Here is an 18,927-nt window from a genome sequence, read left to right as displayed (position 1 = left end):
CTGTGCGTTATTTTTCTTAATGTAAGGTTGGCTTACGAACTTCCGGTGCGGTCGGCTGTGAGCGCGTAAAGTTGTCGTGGCACAGCAGTGCCGCGACGCGCACGTACTCGATGATCTCTTCGAGAGACATTTCCAGCTCTTCCTGGTCTTCGTCTTCATCGTAGCCAAGCTGGGCAATGTTGCGCAGGTCGTCGATCGCTTCACCCGCTTCGCCGGTCACTTTATCCAGTTTAGGCTGCGTGACGCCCAGCCCCAGCAGATAGTGGTTTACCCAGCCGGCCAGCGCATCGGCGCGATCGAACACGCTGACGTCGTCGCCGTCAGGCAGATAAAGCTGAAAAAGGAAGCCATCGTCTTCCAGCGAATCGCTGATGGCGGCGTGCATTTTACGCAGCGCTTCCGCCAGCTCGTGACCAAACGCCAGCCCTTCATTCGTGAGGTCGTGGATCAGCGGCTGCCAGGAGCTGTCGCTGTTTCCGCCGCACAGCATGCCACTGATCAGACCGTGCATTTCGGCAGGGGTTAAACCGACTCCCTGCTGGTTCAGTAACTGGTTTAAATCCTTGTAACCAGGCATTTCGTTCTGTATAGACATGCGCATTCGTCATCATTGGGGGGAAGTTTCATGATATGCTACCACTTTGGACCCTGGTGATACCAGAAAAGGGCTTGTATCTTCACATCAGGGTAGCTATAGTGTCGCCCCTTCGCAGCCCCCGGGGCAGTAAGCGAAGGCAGCGCAGTCAATCAGCAGGAAGGTGGCATGTCTGCACAACCCGTCGATCTCCAGATTTTTGGCCGTTCACTGCGAGTGAATTGTCCGCCTGAACAAAGGGATGCTTTGAATCAGGCTGCGGACGATTTGAATCAGCGGTTGCAAGATCTAAAAGAACGCACTAGAGTCACAAATACTGAGCAGCTGGTTTTCATCGCCGCGTTGAACATCAGCTATGAACTGACTCAGGAAAAAGCGAAGACCCGCGACTACGCGGCAAGCATGGAGCAGCGCATAAAAATGCTCCAGCAGACCATAGAACAAGCATTGCTTGATCAAGGTCGCAATCCCGAAAGACCGGGACCCAAGTTTGAATAACACTTCTCAGTTGACTATGGTAGAGTAACTGTGAAGACAAAATTTCTCTGAGATGTTCGCAAGCGGGCCAGTCCCCTGAGCCGATATTTCATACCACAAGAATGTGGCGCTCCATGGTTGGTGAGCATGCTCGGTCCGTCCGAGAAGCCTTAAAACTATGACGACACATTCACCTTGAACCAAGGGTTCAAGGGTTACAGCCTGCGGCGGCATCTCGGAGATTCCCTCTCTTTTCTTCTACCGACTACCATGACTCAATTCCCTGAAGTTTCAGCTTCACGCCAGGACATTCGTCAGCTCATTCGTCAACGCCGTCGTGCGTTAACCCCAGAACAGCAAGCGCATTTTGCCCAGCAGGCCGCCGCCCGTATGATGGCGTATCCCCCTGTCGTGATGGCGCGCACGGTTGCCCTGTTTCTGTCGTTTGACGGCGAACTGGACACCCAACCGCTGATAGAGCAGCTCTGGCGCGCCGGGAAGAAGGTATACCTGCCGGTGCTGCACCCGTTCAGCGAAGGCAATCTGCTTTTTTTGCACTATCACCCGCACAGCGAGCTGGTGGTGAATCGTCTGAAAATCACCGAGCCGAAACTCGATGTGCGCGACGTGCTGCCGCTGTCACAGCTGGATGTGCTGATTACGCCGCTGGTGGCGTTTGATGAGCAGGGACAGCGCCTTGGAATGGGCGGTGGTTTTTACGACAGAACGCTACAAAACTGGCAGCAGTATGGGTTGCAGCCGGTAGGCTACGCGCATGATTGCCAGGGCGTGGAGGCGTTGCCGGTGGAGAAATGGGATGTGCCGTTGCCGGCGGTAGTGACGCCCAGTAAAACGTGGCTTTGGTAGCATAAAGCCGGGTGGCGGCTGCGCCTTACCCGGCCTACATAAATCCTCACACATTGTAGGTCGGGTAAGCGTCAGCGCCACCCGACACCAGAGACCGCACCATCAGTAAAGCAGACGCGCGCGAATCGTCCCCGGAATGGCCTTCATGCTCAGCAACGCTTTCTCGGCCACATCGTCATCCGCTTCGATATCAATGACCACATAGCCCATCTGCGAGTTGGTCTGCAGATACTGCGCGGCAATGTTGACGCCCTGCTCGGCAAAGATCTGGTTGATCGCGGTGAGCACGCCTGGACGGTTTTCGTGGATGTGCAGCAGACGACGACCGCCGTGCAGCGGCAGAGACACTTCCGGGAAGTTCACCGCAGAGAGCGTAGAACCGTTGTCGGAGTATTTGCTCAGCTTACCTGCCACTTCCAGACCGATATTCTCCTGCGCTTCCTGCGTAGACCCGCCGATGTGCGGCGTCAGGATCACGTTGTCGAACTCGCACAGCGGAGAGGTGAACGGATCGCTGTTGGTGGCGGGCTCCGTTGGGAAAACGTCGATGGCCGCCCCTGCCAGATGTTTACGCTTCAGCGCATCGCACAGCGCAGGGATATCGACCACCGTGCCGCGCGCGGCGTTAATCAGCAGTGAGCCCGGCTTCATCAGCGCCAGCTCTTCTGCGCCCATCATGTTTTTGGTGGAGGCATTTTCCGGCACGTGCAGGCTTACCACGTCACTCATGTTCAGCAGGTCAGACAGGTGTTGAACCTGGGTGGCATTGCCCAGCGGCAGCTTGCTTTCGATATCGTAAAAATAGACATGCATACCGAGAGATTCCGCCAGAATCCCCAGCTGGGTACCGATGTGGCCATAGCCGATGATACCCAGTTTTTTCCCACGGGCTTCGTAGGAGCCCGCAGCCAGTTTGTTCCAGACGCCGCGGTGTGCTTTGGCGTTAGCCTCCGGAATGCCGCGCAGGAGCAGCAGCAGTTCGCCAATCACCAGCTCCGCCACGGAACGGGTGTTAGAGAACGGGGCGTTGAAGACAGGAATACCGCGTTTTGCAGCAGCATTCAGGTCAACCTGGTTGGTACCGATGCAGAAGCAGCCGATAGCCACCAGCTTTTCCGCCGCGGCAATCACATCTTCAGTCAGGTGAGTACGGGATCGCAGGCCAATGAAGTGGGCATCACGGATGGACGCTTTCAGCTCTTCGGTATCAAGCGCGCCTTTGTGAAATTCGATGTTGGTGTAACCTGCCGCACGAAGGCTATCGATTGCTTTTTGATGCACGCCCTCGACCAGCAGGAATTTAATCTTGTCTTTCTCCAGTGATACCTTTGCCATTTACCCGACCCTGTTTTTGTCTGAACTGATGTTGTGCTGGATATAAATCCGCTGTAGCCAACATATCAAAAAAAACTATTGCAGCAATATGAACGTTTGCGTCAGTACGCTGAAGGAAAGTCATACAGCGCAAAATGGCAGAGGAATATGCTATGGAAATTTACAAACGCGGAAGGATCGGCAAAAGAGGCATAAAAACGTGACACAAGTCACCGAATTTAGCGTTTCAAAAATTTTTTAGCGGGGGGAGGACTCCCCCCGTCAGATCATTTTACGATGGTTTTCACGCCGTCAGCGGTGCCGATCAGCGCCACATCCGCGCCACGGTTGGCGAATAGCCCTACGGTCACTACGCCTGGAATGCCGTTGATGGCGTTTTCCAGCGCAATCGCGTCAAGAATTTCCAGACCGTGAACGTCGAGGATCACGTTGCCGTTGTCGGTCACTACGCCCTGACGATATTCCGGACGACCGCCCAGCTTGACCAGCTGACGGGCAACCGCGCTGCGGGCCATCGGGATCACTTCAACCGGCAGCGGGAAATTACCCAGAATATCGACCTGCTTGGAGGCGTCGGCGATGCAGATAAACTTGTCCGCAACGGAGGCGATGATTTTTTCGCGCGTCAGCGCCGCGCCGCCGCCTTTGATCATCTGCATGTGGCCGTTGATTTCATCCGCGCCATCAACGTAAATCCCCAGACGATCCACTTCGTTAAGATCGAAAACGGTAATGCCGAGGCTTTTCAGCTTTTCCGTGGAAGCATCAGAGCTGGAAACCGCGCCCTCGATCTGCCCCTTCATCGTGCCCAGCGCATCGATAAAGTGTGCCGCGGTTGATCCCGTACCGACACCGACAATGGTACCCGGCTGTACGTACTGGAGAGCGGCCCATCCTACTGCTTTTTTCAGTTCATCCTGCGTCATGATCGTTTTGCCTGTGGTGTGAAAACTCAGGGCGCATTATAGAACACGTCGAATGGAATTCGTCTGCCACAAAGGGAAAATTGTGTCATAGTGCAGAATAAGCAAAATTAAGGAGCCAGCCAGAGCAATGAAACGTCCGGACTACAGAACACTACAGGCACTTGATGCAGTTATTCGTGAACGAGGCTTTGAGCGCGCGGCGCAAAAGCTTTGCATCACGCAGTCCGCCGTCTCTCAGCGTATCAAACAGCTTGAAAACATGTTCGGCCAGCCGCTGCTGGTGCGTACCGTGCCGCCACGTCCAACAGAGCAAGGGCAAAAGCTCCTCGCTCTGCTGCGTCAGGTTGAACTGCTGGAAGACGAGTGGCTGGGTGACGAACAAACGGGCTCTACGCCGCTGCTGCTATCTCTGGCGGTCAACGCCGACAGTCTGGCAACCTGGCTGCTGCCGGCCCTGGCACCGGTCCTCGCAGACTCCCCTATCCGCCTGAATTTGCAGGTTGAAGACGAAACCCGCACCCAGGAGCGCCTGCGTCGCGGTGAAGTGGTTGGAGCGGTCAGTATTCAGCCTCAGGCGCTGCCAAGCTGCCTTGTCGATCAGTTAGGCGCCCTGGACTACCTGTTTGTGGGTTCAAAAGCCTTTGCGGAACGCTACTTCCCCAACGGCGTCACCCGCGCGGCGCTGCTGAAAGCCCCTGCCGTGGCCTTCGACCATCTGGACGATATGCATCAGGCGTTCCTGCAGCAAAACTTCGACCTGCCGCCGGGCAGCGTGCCGTGCCATATCGTGAACTCGTCAGAAGCCTTCGTGCAGCTTGCACGCCAGGGCACGACCTGCTGCATGATCCCGCACCTGCAGATTGAGAAAGAGTTGAAAAGCGGTGAGCTGATTGACTTAACGCCGGGGCTGTATCAGCGTCGGATGCTCTACTGGCACCGTTTTGCGCCGGAAAGCCGCATGATGCGCAACGTCACTGACGCGCTGCTGGCGTACGGGCATAAGGTATTGAGACAGGATTAAAAAGAAAAGCCGGGTGGCGGCCACGCCTTACCCGGCCTACAGATTACTGAGCCGGTTTCGGCTGTGCTGCAACAGGTTCAAGCTGGAACACCACATCCACCTGATCGTCGAACTGGATTGTCGGCTGCTCGTAAGTTTCCTGAGCGGATACCGGCGCTGCGTCAGCCTTCATCATACGAACCATCGGGCTTGGCTGGTAGTTAGAGACATGGTAACGCACGCTGTAAACCGGACCGAGCTTGCTCTTAAAGCCAGAAGCCAGCTGTTCCGCCTGGTGAATGGCATCATCAATCGCCGCTTTACGCGCTTCGTCTTTGTACTTCTCCGGTTGCGCAACGCCCAGCGACACGGAACGGATCTCGTTCAGGCCCGCCTTCAGCGCACCGTCCAGCAGCGAGTTAAGCTTATCCAGCTGACGCACGGTCACTTCAACGGTACGCACCGCACGGTAGCCTTTCAGGATGCTTTTGCCATTCTGGTAGTCATAATCGGGTTGAGTACGCAGGTTCGCAGAGTTGATATCTTTTTTACCGACACCGTTCTGCTCGAGGAAAGAGAGGTATTGCGCAACGCGATCGTCAGCCTGCTTCTTGGCCGTCGCTGCATCTTTCGCCGCCACATTCACCTCAATTGCCAGGGTTGCAACATCGGGTACCGCGTCCACGCTTGCGGTGCCTGACGTGACGATGTGCGGGCCATCCGGCAATTCGCTTGCCTGCACCGACACCGCACCGAAACTCACTAATGCCGCCAGGGCCATCACTTTAAACTTCACTGTCATTCCTCCATGTTGCGAAGAGTGCCCCAATAACAGGGCGCATGCCAGCAAGCTTAGCGGGTCTTATTCAGTTGTCCATAAGACAAGGATTAGTTGAACAATTCCTGGACATGATGAATCCCCTCTTTCGCCAGCTGGAAAGCGATAAACCACATCACCAGGCCGACCAGGGTATTAATGATGCGCTGGGCTTTGGCCGTACGCAGGCGGGGCGCCAGCCATGCCGCCAGAATGGCGAGACCGAAGAACCACAGGAAAGAGGCGCTGACCGTACCGAGCGCAAACCAGCGTTTCGGCTCAACGTCCAGTTGACCGCCCAGGCTGCCCAGTACGACGAAGGTGTCGAGATACACATGCGGGTTAAGCCAGGTCACCGCCAGCATGGTGACGATAATCTTCCAGCGGCCCTGCTTCATAACCTCCGCGCTCGCCAGTTCGAGGTTGCTGCTCATCGCCGTTTTCAGCGCGCCGAATCCGTACCAGAGCAGAAACGCCACGCCGCCCCAGGTGACCAGCGCCAGCAGCCACGGAGACTGCATCAGCAGCGCGCTGCCGCCAAAAATCCCGGCACAGATCAGCAGCAAATCGCTTACCGCGCACAGCAGGGCAATCATCAGATGGTACTGGCGGCGGATGCCCTGATTCATCACGAACGCATTTTGCGGGCCGAGGGGAAGGATCATGGCTGCACCTAAGGCAAGCCCTTGAAAATAATAAGATAGCATGATGATTTTCTCGCAGAGTTGTTCTGGAAGCTGACTATACTGCGCGAATCACATTAGATGAAATGGATAATATTAATTGGGTATTAGCGGAGCTTATGAAGGTAAAGCCCGGTGGCGCTAGCGCTTACCGGGCCTACAACGTCGGGGGATTACTCGGCGGCTTTCTCGCGTTTAAGATTCACGTCCATCTGCGGATACGGGAAACTGATGCCGTTGGCGTCGAAGTCGCGCTTAATGCGTTCCAGCACGTCCCAGTACACGTTTTGCAGATCGCTGCTTTTACTCCAGATACGCACCACAAAGTTAATGGAGGAAGCGCCGAGTTCATTCAGGCGAACCGTCTGCTCTTTGTCTTTCAGAATGCGATCGTCAGAAGCAATGATGTTGGTAATCAGCGACTTCACCTGATCGATGTCGGAGTCGTATGCCACGCTGATAATCAGTTCGTTACGACGCACCGGCTCACGGGAGAAGTTGATGATGTTGCCCGCGATAATTTTCCCGTTCGGCACGACCACGATGCGGCCATCGACGGTACGCATAGTCGTTGAGAAAATCTGCACCTGCAGCACGGTTCCGGCAATGCCGCCAAGGTCAACGTATTCGCCGGAGCGGAACGGACGGAAGGTCACCAGCAGCACGCCTGCCGCCAGGTTTGAAAGCGAGCCCTGCAGTGCCAGACCAATGGCCAGACCGGCGGCACCGAGAACGGCAATGACGGAGGCGGTTTGCACCCCCACACGGCCCAGCGCGGCAATCAGCGTGAAGGCGATAATGCCGTAGCGCACCAGTGCGGAGAGGAAGTCTGCCACCGTGGCGTCAATGTGACGGGCCAGCATTACGCGGTTAACCGTATTCGAGACAATACGCGCCACGATCATCCCGACGATGATGATGGCAATCGCCGCGACGATGTTCACGGCATAGCTCAGCAGCAGGGCCTGGTTGCGCACCAGCCAGTTACCGGCGTTATTGATGCTGTCTACAACATCGAGTTGTTCCATTTATTCTTCCTTTTGTTAAACCAAAACACAAAATCCATCCCCCATGGAGACAGGCAGGTCAGTAAAGGGTAAACAAAAAGCACCGGCTTTGCCAAACAGATCACAAAAACAGGGCTGGCAGGGTATTGAAAAAGCATAAAAAAAGGCCCGCATTTGCGGGCCTTCTGATGCTGTTAGCAGCTCAAATTACAGAACGTCGATCGCGTTCAGTTCTTTGAAAGCCTGCTCCAGACGGGTCACCATGGACGTCTGCGCTGCGCGCAGCCATACGCGTGGATCGTAGTATTTCTTGTTCGGCTGGTCTTCGCCTTTCGGGTTGCCCAGCTGGCCCTGCAGGTAAGCTTCGTTCGCTTTGTAGTACTGCAGGATACCGTCCCAGGTTGCCCACTGGGTGTCGGTGTCGATGTTCATTTTCACAACGCCGTAGCTTACGGAGTCTTTGATTTCCTGAGCAGAAGAACCGGAACCGCCGTGGAAGACGAAGTTCAGGCTGTTGTGCGGCAGGTTGTGTTTCTTGGAAACGTATTCCTGAGAATCACGCAGGATGGTTGGGGTCAGAACCACGTTACCTGGTTTGTAAACGCCGTGTACGTTACCGAAGGACGCTGCAATTGTGAAGCGTGGGCTGATTTTGCTCAGCTCGGTGTAAGCGTAATCAACGTCTTCTGGCTGGGTGTACAGTGCAGAAGCGTCCATGTGGCTGTTGTCCACGCCATCTTCTTCACCGCCGGTGCAACCCAGTTCGATTTCCAGGGTCATGTCCATTTTGGCCATGCGCGCCAGGTACTTGGAGCAGATTTCGATGTTTTCGTGCAGTGACTCTTCAGACAGGTCGATCATGTGAGAAGAGAACAGTGGCTTACCGGTTGCCGCGAAGTGTTTTTCACCCGCGTCCAGCAGACCGTCGATCCACGGCAGCAGTTTCTTCGCGCAGTGGTCAGTGTGCAGGATAACTGGAACACCGTAGTGTTCAGCCATCTGGTGAACGTGGTGCGCACCAGAGATAGCGCCCAGGATTGCAGCACCCTGAGGAATGTCAGTTTTCACGCCTTTACCTGCGATGAACGCAGCGCCGCCGTTAGAGAACTGAACGATAACCGGTGCTTTAACTTTAGCAGCAGTTTCCAGTACGGCGTTGATGGAGTCGGTACCCACGCAGTTAACTGCTGGCAGAGCGAAGTTGTTTTCTTTAGCTACCTGGAACACTTTCTGTACGTCATCACCAGTGATAACGCCAGGTTTTACGAAATCAAAAATTTTAGACATGTTGCTTAGTCCTGTATCTTCGGCCGTTAGAAAAGGTGCGAGCTCTTAAAAGCGCGCTGAAAATTGGGCAGGTTTCCCTGCCCTTGAATGGCTTACTTCTTAGCGCGCTCTTCGAGCATTGCTACTGCTGGCAGTACTTTGCCTTCCACGAATTCGAGGAATGCGCCGCCACCAGTGGAGATGTAGGAGATCTTGTCAGCGATACCGAACAGGTCGATTGCTGCCAGGGTGTCACCACCGCCTGCGATAGAGAACGCTTCGCTGTCTGCGATGGCGTTAGCCACGATTTCAGTCCCTTTGCGGAAGTTCGGGAATTCGAACACGCCAACAGGACCGTTCCACAGGATAGTTTTTGCGTTTTTGAGGATTTCAGCCAGTTTCTGTGCAGAAACGTCGCCCAGGTCCAGAATCTGCTCTTCGTCTTTGATGTCGTTTACAGATTTCAGGGTCGCGGTTGCGGTTTCGGAGAACTCGGTCGCGACGCGAACGTCAGTTGGAACCGGGATATCACAGGTACCCAGCAGGCGTTTGGCTTCGTCAACCAGGTCTGCTTCGTACAGGGATTTACCGACGTTGTGGCCCTGAGCGGCAACGAAGGTGTTCGCGATACCACCGCCAACGATCAGCTGGTCAGCGATTTTAGACAGAGAATCCAGAACGGTCAGTTTGGTAGAAACTTTAGAACCACCAACGATAGCGACCATCGGACGAGCAGGCTCTTTCAGTGCTTTACCCAGCGCTTCCAGTTCGTCAGCCAGCAGAGGACCGGCACACGCTACGTCTGCGAATTTACCGATACCATGGGTAGACGCCTGAGCACGGTGAGCCGTACCGAATGCATCCATCACGAATACGTCGCACAGTGCAGCGTATTTTTTGGACAGGGTTTCGTCGTCTTTCTTCTCGCCTTTGTTGAAGCGAACGTTTTCCAGCACAACCAGTTCACCGGCTGCAACGTCAACGCCGTCCAGGTAATCTTTCACCAGGCGAACCGGGTTGGACAGTTTGTCTTTCAGGTAATTAACCACTGGCAGCAGAGAGAACTCTTCGTTGTACTCGCCTTCAGTTGGACGACCCAGGTGGGAGGTGACCATCACTTTCGCGCCCTGCTTCAGAGCCAGTTCGATGGTTGGCAGAGATGCACGGATACGCGCGTCGCTGGTCACTTTGCCATCTTTAACCGGTACGTTCAGATCGGCACGGATGAAAACGCGTTTACCAGCCAGATCCAGATCGGTCATCTTAATTACAGACATGGTGAATCCTCTCGTTGATTCTTAAAGTTTTGCAGACGCACGATGCGCCTTACCTGAAACCTTGAGCAGCCATTGCTAACGTGGTGTCGAGCATTCGGTTAGCAAAGCCCCATTCGTTATCACACCAGACCAGCGTCTTGATAAGGTGTGCGCCACTGACCCTCGTTTGCGTGCCATCGACGATGGCGCTGTGCGGGTCGTGGTTAAAATCTACTGAGACCAACGGTAATTCCGTATAGTCAACTATACCATGAAATGCCCCCTGTGCCGCTTTTTGCAGCAACAGGTTGACTTCACAGGCTTTTACCGGTTTTTTCACCGTCACGCTAAGGTCGATCGCGGTGACGTTGATCGTCGGGACGCGCACGGCAATCGCCTCAAAACGATCGTTGAACTGCGGAAAAATTCGCGTGATCCCTGCAGCCAGCTTTGTATCCACCGGAATGATTGACTGGCTCGCTGCACGCGTGCGCCGTAAATCCGGGTGGTAAGCGTCAATGACCTGTTGATCGTGCATGGCGGAGTGAATCGTGGTCACGGTGCCGGACTCAATGCCATACGCATCGTCTAACAGTTTGATGACCGGAATAATGCAGTTGGTGGTACAGGAGGCGTTGGAAACAATGCGGTGTTCGGCTTGCAGCTCATGCTGGTTGACGCCAAACACGACGGTCGCGTCGAGGTCGTTACTGCCGGGATGAGAAAACAGGACTTTTTTCGCACCTGCAGAGAGATGCGCTTCGCCATGTTCGCGATTGCCATACACACCGGTACAGTCAAGCACCACATCCACACCCAGTTCACGCCAGGGTAGCCCGGAGATGCTGTTCTCATGCAGCACACGAATAGCGTCATCACCCACAAAAAGCTGATCTCTTTCCTGGCGCACATCCCAGGCAAAGCGTCCGTGGCTGGTGTCATACTTCAACAAATGCGCCATGCCCGCAGCATCCGCCAGTTCATTGATTGCCACCACGGTCATTTCCGCCCGACGTCCGGATTCATACAAAGCACGAACCACATTACGCCCGATGCGACCGAAGCCGTTAATCGCTACGCGTACGGTCATAGATCTCCTGCAAAGCAATCCCTGAGTTTGAGGTGGCTGAAAGAGTAATCCAGCTACGCCCGAAGGGGAATCCTTGCTGTCACAAACTGCGATTGATTGGTCATTTGTCGAACATTTAATCGACTGAAACGCTTCAGCAAGAATAAGCGAATCGGGGAATAAAAGGAATGTCTGTCCAGATGAATAAGCGAGCTATATGACTTGCGTCACATTTTAGGTGGAATAATGCTTACAAAAAAGCCGGGTGGCGCGCTAGCGCTTACCCGGCCTACTTTCGAGCCATTTGTAGGCCCGGTAAGCATAAGCGCCACCGGGCAAAATGGTGATTACAGCAGTTCTTTCGCCTTCGCGACAACGTTCTCAACGGTGAAGCCGAACTCTTCGAACAGCAGTTCTGCCGGAGCAGATTCACCGAAGGTGGTCATACCGACGATAGCGCCGTTCAGACCCACGTATTTGAACCAGTAGTCAGCGATACCCGCTTCCACTGCCACACGCGCGGAAACCGCTTTAGGCAGTACGGATTCACGGTAAGCAGCATCCTGCTTGTCGAACGCGTCGGTAGACGGCATGGAAACCACGCGCGCCTTCACGCCTTCGGCAGTCAGTTTTTCCCATGCAGCAACGGCCAGTTCAACTTCAGAACCGGTAGCGATGAAGATCAGCTCTGGCTGGCCCGCGCAATCTTTCAGCACATAACCGCCGCGCGCGATGTTCGCCAGCTGCTCTGGGGTACGTTCCTGCTGCGCCAGGTTCTGACGGGAGAGGATCAGCGCGGTAGGACCGTCCTGACGCTCAACGCCGTATTTCCACGCCACCGCGGATTCAACCTGGTCACATGGACGCCATGTGCTCATGTTCGGGGTCACGCGCAGGGAAGCCACCTGCTCTACCGGCTGGTGAGTTGGACCGTCTTCGCCCAGACCGATGGAGTCGTGGGTATAGACCATCACCTGACGCTGTTTCATTAGCGCCGCCATACGCACGGCGTTACGCGCATATTCAACGAACATCAGGAAGGTAGAGGTGTACGGCAGGAAACCACCGTGCAGGGAGATACCGTTGGCAATAGCAGTCATACCGAATTCACGTACACCGTAATGGATGTAGTTACCGGCAGTGTCTTCGTTGATTGGCTTAGAACCGGACCACAGGGTCAGGTTAGATGGCGCCAGGTCAGCGGAGCCGCCGAGGAATTCAGGCAGCAGAGGACCGAACGCTTCAATGGCATTCTGAGACGCTTTACGGCTCGCGATTTTGGACGGGTTCGCCTGCAGCTTAGCGATGAATTCGTTCGCTTTCGCGTCGAAGTCAGACGGCATGTCACCTTTCATACGACGGGTGAATTCAGCCGCTTCCTGTGGGAAGGCTTTCGCGTAAGCAGCGAACTTCTCGTTCCATGCCGCTTCTTTCGCCTGGCCTACTTCTTTTGCATCCCACTGAGCATAGATCTCAGATGGGATTTCGAATGCAGGGTATTTCCAGCCCAGCGCTTCGCGGGTCAGTGCGATTTCCGCGTCGCCCAGCGGCGCGCCGTGGGAGTCGTGCGTACCCGCTTTGTTCGGAGAACCGAAGCCGATGATGGTTTTGCACATCAGCAGGGACGGTTTGTCCGTCACAGCGCGCGCTTCTTCTACTGCACGTTTAATCGAGTCAGCATCGTGGCCATCAACGCCACGCACAACGTGCCAGCCGTAGGCTTCGAAACGTGCAGCGGTGTCGTCAGTGAACCAGCCTTCAACGTGACCGTCGATGGAGATACCGTTGTCGTCATAGAACGCAACCAGTTTACCCAGCTTCAGGGTACCTGCCAGGGAGCACACTTCGTGAGAAATGCCTTCCATCATACAGCCATCGCCCATGAACGCGTAGGTGAAGTGGTCAACGATGTCGTGGCCCGGACGGTTGAACTGCGCCGCCAGGGTCTTCTCAGCAATCGCCATACCCACAGCGTTTGCAATACCCTGACCCAGCGGGCCGGTGGTGGTTTCTACGCCAGCGGTGTAGCCCACTTCCGGGTGACCTGGAGTTTTGGAGTGCAGCTGACGGAAGTTTTTCAGCTCTTCGATAGGCAGATCGTAGCCGGTGAGGTGCAGCAGGCTATAGATCAGCATAGAGCCGTGGCCGTTGGACAGCACGAAGCGGTCGCGGTCAGCCCATGACGGGTTCTGCGGGTTGTGGTTCAGGAAATCGCGCCACAGAACTTCGGCGATATCAGCCATACCCATAGGGGCCCCTGGGTGGCCGGATTTGGCTTTCTGTACTGCGTCCATGCTCAGCGCACGAATAGCATTAGCAAGCTCTTTACGTGAGGACATTTTAACTCCAGATCGGACTGTTAAAGGCCATGCCCTTGACGACAGCGCGTTTTGGGCTACACCGGAAAAAAGTGCCAACAATGTAACCCAAGCCGCAAGTCATGTACATGGAGCATTCTTTTGCTTGTTAAGAAATCTCTGGATCATGCTCGCATGTTGCGCAATCTGCTCGCCCGGCCCTGTAGATATTCCTTATACTTAGCCCAACACCGGCTTCGCTGACGGTGCACTTTTCGGATTTTATTCAGATTAACGAGTACGGAAGCAACCTCATGAAAATGCGTGCAATAGTGCTGGCCCTGGGTACAACGCTCCTGCTGAGCGGCTGTCAGAATATGGACTCTAACGGTCTGATGACGTCAGGCGCAGAGGCCTTTCAGGCCTATTCCCTGAGCGATGCGCAGGTAAAAGCGCTGAGCGACCAGGCCTGTAAAGATATGGACGGAAAAGCCACCCTTGCGCCGTCTGATAGTACCTACACGCAGCGTCTGAATAAGATTGCTTCCGCGCTGGGCGATAACATCAATGGCCAGCCGGTGAACTACAAGGTGTACATGGCGAAAGACGTCAACGCCTTCGCGATGGCAAACGGCTGTATCCGCGTTTACAGCGGGCTGATGGACATGATGACCGACAACGAAGTGGAAGCGGTTATCGGCCATGAAATGGGCCACGTTGCCCTGGGCCACGTGAAGAAAGGGATGCAGGTAGCCCTGGGCACCAATGCCATCCGCGCAGCGGCAGCCTCAGCGGGCGGTATCGTTGGCAGCCTGTCGCAGTCACAGCTGGGCGACGTAGGTGAAAAGCTGGTGAACTCTCAGTTCTCCCAGCGTCAGGAGTCCGAAGCGGATGACTACTCCTACGATCTGTTGCGCAAACGCGGCATTAATCCATCCGGTTTAGCCACCAGCTTCGAAAAACTGGCCAAGCTGGAAGCGGGACGTCAAAGCTCCATGTTTGACGATCACCCTGCCTCAGAAGAACGCGCACAGCATATTCGCGACCGTATGGCCGCAGACGGAATTAAATAATTTCAGAAGGAGGCAGTTTTGCCTCCTTTTTATTTCGCATGAATTGTTAACTTAACAGCACGTATCGATAACACCCCTGAAAGCCCCGCAAAATCTGCCCTGTCACATCGAAACACCTGGTCACATAATTATTGCAAAGGTCACTTTTTCCGGTAATTATCCTCCCTGCAGTTATTCAATTAATATATCCAGACAGAGACGTTCCCTCCGTGAAAAAAGAATTATCATTAATTGCTTTAAGTTTATTTGCCGCATTACCTGCCGCTGCAAGTCAGCAATCCGACAGCCAGGGTTTTATTGACGACAGCCATCTGGACCTGTTTTTACGCAATGCGTATATCAGCCGTGATTATCATCAGGGCCAGCAGGACAAAGCCGAATGGGGTCAGGGGATCATCGCCACGTTTGCATCCGGCTATACTGAAGGACCGGTTGGCTTTGGTGTGGACGGTATTGCTCAATACGGCGTGCGCCTGGACGGCGGCCGCGGCAAGAGCGGCGCGGGCGGCATCGACTTCTTTAAGCAGGAAGACGACGGCCGGGCAAAATCCGATCTGGCAAAGTTTGGCGCAACCGCCAAAATGCGCATCTCGAATACCGTACTGAGCTACGGGAATCAGCGACCAGAATTGCCTATCGTGAATGCCGACAGCTCCCGCCTGCTGTTTGAAAGCTATACCGGCACCATGCTGACCTCAAAAGAGATCGATGGTCTGGAAATCAATGCCGGTTATTTCACGGACGAGCAGCGTAAAAGTGACGACCGCCACGACAGCGGGCTGAAGAGCCTCTCCTTCGGCGGCGCGAGCTACCAGTTCAACGACCAGTTCAGCGGCGCGCTTTACGCCTCTCACAATGAAGAGGTGATGAACAAGCAATATCTGGGCCTGAACTTCAAACAGCCGTTCAGCACCGGGCAGCAGCTGGTGCTCGACTTCAACGGTTATAACTCCCGTCTGGACCAGAGTTATGCGGACAGCCTCGACACGGGCCGCAGCAACGCTATCTGGAGCCTGGCGGCGAGCTACATCTGGGATATTCACACGTTCAAAGTGGCGTACCAGCAGAGCAGCGGCAGCACCGGCTACAACTACGGCGGCTACCGCGACCAGGGCGGCGTGGGTGATGGCGGTAACACCATCTGGCTGGCAAACTCCTACTGGTCTGATTTTAACGGCGAAGATGAACGTTCCTGGCAGGCATCCTACGGTCTGGACTTTGGTGGCCTTGGCCTGCCGGGTCTCAGCTGGACCACCGCCTACGTGCGCGGGGACAACATCAAAACCGCAGAAACCAGCAACGGCAAAGAGCACGAGTGGTTTAATCAGATCCAGTACCAGGTGCAGGAAGGCCCGGCGAAGGATCTGAAACTGAAACTGCGCTATTCCGTACTGCGCGTCTCCAGCAACGCCAGCGATTATAACGTGGGTGGGGACGAGATCCGCGCTTACGTGGAATACCCGTTTAACGTGTTTTAAAGGCAATAAAAAACCTCTCCAGGGAGAGGTTTTTTTTACGCCAGAAGAGGCTTATTCGCCTTTTTTGGCTGCCTGGATGTAGAGCATTTCCAGTGCCAGGGTCGCTGCGGCCAGCGCAGTGATCTCGGACTGGTCATACGCAGGCGCCACTTCCACCACGTCCATCCCGACAATGTTAAGATCCTTCAGGCCGCGCACCAGCTTGATGGCACGGTCTGAGGTCAGGCCGCCGATCACCGGCGTACCGGTACCCGGTGCAAATGCCGGATCCAGGCAGTCGATGTCGAAGGTCAGATACACAGGCATATCACCCACGATCTGCTTCACCTGCGCCAGGATGTCATCAACACCGCGATCGTTAACCTGACCCGCATCCAGCACGGTGAAGCCGTTGTCTTTGTCGAATTCAGTGCGAATACCGATCTGCACGGAGTGGTTCGGGTCGATCAGACCTTCGTTCGGCGCGGTGAAGAACATGGTGCCGTGGTCAAACTCACAGCCGTTGGCGTAGGTGTCGGTGTGGGCATCGAAGTGCACCAGCGCCATTTTACCAAAGTGCTTCGCGTGGGCGCGCAGCAGCGGCAGGGTCACGAAGTGGTCGCCGCCGAAGGAGAGCATGCGCTTACCGGCAGCCAGCAGCTTCTCGGCGTGGGCCTGCAGCTTTTCGCTCATCTCACGCGCGTCGCCAAAGGCGTACACCAGGTCACCGCAGTCCACCACGTTCAGACGCTCGCGCATGTCGAAGTTCCACGGGAAGCGGTTGTGCTCCCAGGCCAGGTTAGTGGAAACCTGACGGATCGCCGCCGGGCCATGACGGCCACCCGCACGGCCTGACGTTGCCATGTCGAACGGCACGCCTGTGATCACCCAGTCCGCATCACTGTCGTACGGCTGGAAGTTCATCGGAAGGCGTAAAAAACCAAACGCGTTAGATACCAGAGAGTTATCGTACTGATGACCTAAAGTGCTCATGTCCTGTCCTCGTATCATAGATAGACGATCGTTGCTAAAGGTGAAAAAAAATCCCTTCCGCGTCGTTAAGCCCGACGAGGAAGGGATCGTTTCATATCGTAATGCTGTATGGCGCTAAGAATAGCGCCTGAATCCATTAAATTCAAGCGACTCATAAATACAACATATATAGACAACCCATCCTATTCACCAAATAAAATCATAGCCATAAAAATATTATAATCTTTACAATTCACATATTTTCCAAGTGAATATTCAATTCATCCCACCATCTATTTCGCCCTTGTAATTCAAAGAAAAAAACACCTCATACCATATTCATACATACATAAACAGCATGAGACAGTCTCAATTCGGAATTTATTTAGTTTCATCCTGTGGTTTTCTCTTTTTTTACTCCCTACAATCCAGCCGCTTTATTAAAATTTATGTCTAAATGGAATTATCTATGAACAAATATTTAAAAATTGGTCTTTTTACCATTCTGGCGGGAGCGGGTTCTGCAGCAGCGGCAGAAGATGGCACAATTACCTTTGACGGAACGATCAGTGACGCCACCTGTATTATTACAGGCGGTGACGCACAGGGTGAATCCACCTCTCCTGATTTCACCGTGCATCTGCCAAGCGTCAGCACCACCGCGCTAGCCACTGCGGGTCAGCGCGCGGGAGACACGCCATTCTTTATTAAACTGAGCGGCTCAAATTGCACCAACAACAAAGTCGCCAGCGTCTTCTTCGAACTGGCACAGAGCACCAATATCAACACCGCGACCGGTAACCTGAAAAACACCGTTACCACGGGTGGTGCCGATAAAGTTGAAATCGGTCTGTTAGATTCCAGCAAAGCTGTTTTGGATTTGAATACCGCAAACAATAACCCGAAAACAGCGGTCATTTCGGGTAATACCGCTCGCTTCGACTACTGGGCGCAGTACGTTGCCACCGGCGGTGCGGCAACGGCCGGTAAAGTCACCACTGACGTCATTTATTCCATTAAGTATCAGTAAGACCTTTGAGCAGTGGGAGTGATCCCACTGCTTTCCCTGCCACATTTAGGAACGTTGAGCCTGATGGTCAGTAATATTCTCAAAGTAATGTTAATGGTGACATTGACGTGGTTCCCCTGCGCCAACGCCACTATACAAATTTTAACAACTCGTGTGGCATTCAATGCAAACGAGAGTGAACAAACCGTTCGCGTAAATAACCTCAGTAAAAACCCGGAGCTGGTGCAGGTCTGGCTTTCCAGCACCGACAAAACCGATGGGACGGAGAAGGAGAATCTTCCGTTCTTTATCAACCCTCCCGCTGCGCGCGTTAACGGTCAGAAAGGGAAAGTTTTCCGTATATTCCAGACAGAGGAAGCCGCAGGAAAATATCCGAAAGATCGCGAAACCCTGCTCTGGCTAAACGTGCTGGATATTCCACCTGAACTGCCGGAAGAGGCGGATCGGAATCAGATAAAAATGGCGTTCCGCACGATGATCAAATTTTTCTATCGCCCTGCGGGCCTGAAAGGCAATCCCATGCAGGCGGGCGACGATCTGAAGTGGGAACTGCGTAAAGTGGCAAAGGGCTACGACGTGGTGGGAACCAATAATTCGCCTTTCCACGTGAGCATGACGAGCGTGTGGCTAACGAATGCCGACAATAAAGACATTGAGATCCCCGGTGACATGATTGTCCCTTATGGAACGCTGGTTTATCACTTTCCGCAGGTGAGCGCAGTGAGTGGACGCGGCATATTTAAATACAATTATATCACTGATTTAGGCGCATATATTAAGCGCACCTATAACTTTTAACT

At 54.2% G+C, this 18,927-nt stretch carries 18 protein-coding genes and 1 other RNA gene; 8 read left to right on the top strand and 11 right to left on the bottom strand.

Annotation, left to right across the window (positions count from 1 at the left end; genetic code table 11):
* Nucleotides 1-16 precede the first annotated feature (16 nt).
* Complete coding sequence (locus ACVCAM_RS15885; RefSeq protein WP_025912457.1) at nt 17-595, bottom strand: YecA/YgfB family protein; 579 nt, start codon at nt 593-595, stop codon at nt 17-19.
* 168 nt (nt 596-763) lie between these two features.
* Here ACVCAM_RS15885 and zapA point away from each other — a divergent pair, with 168 nt between their 5' ends.
* From zapA to ACVCAM_RS15870, 3 genes are all read left to right on the top strand, one after another.
* A complete protein-coding gene (gene zapA / locus ACVCAM_RS15880; protein WP_006811891.1) occupies nt 764-1,093 on the top strand; it encodes a cell division protein ZapA in 330 nt (109 codons plus the stop codon).
* Between the two features lie 41 nt (nt 1,094-1,134).
* A non-coding RNA gene (gene ssrS / locus ACVCAM_RS15875) (6S RNA) lies at nt 1,135-1,318 on the top strand.
* A gap of 24 nt (nt 1,319-1,342) precedes the next feature.
* Nucleotides 1,343-1,939, top strand: coding sequence for a 5-formyltetrahydrofolate cyclo-ligase (locus tag ACVCAM_RS15870; protein ID WP_021242061.1), 597 nt, complete (start codon nt 1,343-1,345; stop codon nt 1,937-1,939).
* Nucleotides 1,940-2,041: 102 nt separating this feature from the next.
* Here ACVCAM_RS15870 and serA read toward each other — a convergent pair whose 3' ends face one another.
* Together serA and rpiA are read right to left on the bottom strand one after the other, a co-directional pair.
* On the bottom strand, nt 2,042-3,274 hold the full coding sequence (gene serA / locus ACVCAM_RS15865) for a phosphoglycerate dehydrogenase (protein WP_021242062.1): 1,233 nt from the start codon (nt 3,272-3,274) through the stop codon (nt 2,042-2,044).
* A gap of 266 nt (nt 3,275-3,540) precedes the next feature.
* Nucleotides 3,541-4,200, bottom strand: a complete 660-nt coding sequence (rpiA, locus tag ACVCAM_RS15860; RefSeq protein ID WP_003860091.1) for a ribose-5-phosphate isomerase RpiA — start codon at nt 4,198-4,200, stop codon at nt 3,541-3,543.
* Nucleotides 4,201-4,327: 127 nt separating this feature from the next.
* Here rpiA and argP point away from each other — a divergent pair, with 127 nt between their 5' ends.
* Nucleotides 4,328-5,221 carry a DNA-binding transcriptional regulator ArgP gene (argP, locus tag ACVCAM_RS15855; protein ID WP_008499727.1) on the top strand — a complete coding sequence of 298 codons (894 nt, stop codon included), beginning with the start codon at nt 4,328-4,330 and terminating at the stop codon, nt 5,219-5,221.
* A gap of 43 nt (nt 5,222-5,264) precedes the next feature.
* Here the strand turns inward: argP and ACVCAM_RS15850 are convergent, their stop codons facing one another.
* The 7 genes from ACVCAM_RS15850 to tkt all read right to left on the bottom strand — a co-directional run bounded on the left by ACVCAM_RS15850 (nt 5,265) and on the right by tkt (nt 13,637).
* Entirely contained in the window at nt 5,265-5,996 is a 732-nt protein-coding gene (locus ACVCAM_RS15850) for an oxidative stress defense protein (RefSeq protein ID WP_008499728.1), read from the bottom strand.
* Between the two features lie 92 nt (nt 5,997-6,088).
* Nucleotides 6,089-6,724, bottom strand: a complete 636-nt coding sequence (argO, locus tag ACVCAM_RS15845) for an arginine exporter ArgO (protein WP_021242063.1) — start codon at nt 6,722-6,724, stop codon at nt 6,089-6,091.
* 149 nt (nt 6,725-6,873) lie between these two features.
* Nucleotides 6,874-7,728 carry a small-conductance mechanosensitive channel MscS gene (gene mscS / locus ACVCAM_RS15840; RefSeq protein WP_008499730.1) on the bottom strand — a complete coding sequence of 285 codons (855 nt, stop codon included), beginning with the start codon at nt 7,726-7,728 and terminating at the stop codon, nt 6,874-6,876.
* A gap of 186 nt (nt 7,729-7,914) precedes the next feature.
* Nucleotides 7,915-8,994, bottom strand: a complete 1,080-nt coding sequence (gene fbaA, locus ACVCAM_RS15835) for a class II fructose-bisphosphate aldolase (RefSeq protein WP_008499731.1) — start codon at nt 8,992-8,994, stop codon at nt 7,915-7,917.
* 92 nt (nt 8,995-9,086) lie between these two features.
* Complete coding sequence (pgk, locus tag ACVCAM_RS15830; protein WP_008499732.1) at nt 9,087-10,250, bottom strand: phosphoglycerate kinase; 1,164 nt, start codon at nt 10,248-10,250, stop codon at nt 9,087-9,089.
* Between the two features lie 49 nt (nt 10,251-10,299).
* Nucleotides 10,300-11,319 (bottom strand): erythrose-4-phosphate dehydrogenase, encoded by a 1,020-nt coding sequence (gene epd, locus ACVCAM_RS15825; RefSeq protein WP_032675470.1) that lies wholly within the window; start codon nt 11,317-11,319, stop codon nt 10,300-10,302.
* A 326-nt stretch (nt 11,320-11,645) separates the two neighbouring features.
* A complete protein-coding gene (gene tkt / locus ACVCAM_RS15820; RefSeq protein WP_021242065.1) occupies nt 11,646-13,637 on the bottom strand; it encodes a transketolase in 1,992 nt (663 codons plus the stop codon).
* A 272-nt stretch (nt 13,638-13,909) separates the two neighbouring features.
* Between tkt and loiP the strand changes: the two genes are divergently transcribed.
* Together loiP and ACVCAM_RS15810 are read left to right on the top strand one after the other, a co-directional pair.
* A complete protein-coding gene (loiP, locus tag ACVCAM_RS15815; protein ID WP_008499735.1) occupies nt 13,910-14,668 on the top strand; it encodes a metalloprotease LoiP in 759 nt (252 codons plus the stop codon).
* A 209-nt stretch (nt 14,669-14,877) separates the two neighbouring features.
* Nucleotides 14,878-16,146: an OprD family outer membrane porin gene (locus tag ACVCAM_RS15810; protein WP_058653975.1), complete on the top strand. Its 1,269-nt coding sequence runs from the start codon at nt 14,878-14,880 to the stop codon at nt 16,144-16,146.
* 51 nt (nt 16,147-16,197) lie between these two features.
* On the opposite strand, the gene speB is transcribed toward ACVCAM_RS15810, so the two are convergent.
* Nucleotides 16,198-17,118: an agmatinase gene (gene speB / locus ACVCAM_RS15805; RefSeq protein ID WP_008499737.1), complete on the bottom strand. Its 921-nt coding sequence runs from the start codon at nt 17,116-17,118 to the stop codon at nt 16,198-16,200.
* Nucleotides 17,119-17,566: 448 nt separating this feature from the next.
* On the opposite strand from speB, the gene ACVCAM_RS15800 reads away from it, so the two are divergent.
* Nucleotides 17,567-18,127: a fimbrial protein gene (locus tag ACVCAM_RS15800; RefSeq protein ID WP_008499738.1), complete on the top strand. Its 561-nt coding sequence runs from the start codon at nt 17,567-17,569 to the stop codon at nt 18,125-18,127.
* 93 nt (nt 18,128-18,220) lie between these two features.
* On the top strand, nt 18,221-18,925 hold the full coding sequence (locus ACVCAM_RS15795) for a fimbrial biogenesis chaperone (RefSeq protein ID WP_225828762.1): 705 nt from the start codon (nt 18,221-18,223) through the stop codon (nt 18,923-18,925).
* Nucleotides 18,926-18,927: the final 2 nt, after the last annotated feature.

The sequence above is a fragment of the Enterobacter sp. CFEC122 genome, from assembly GCF_052983755.1.
Note: the sequence above shows the minus strand (reverse complement) of the source record. Positions and strands in the feature narration are given on the sequence as shown.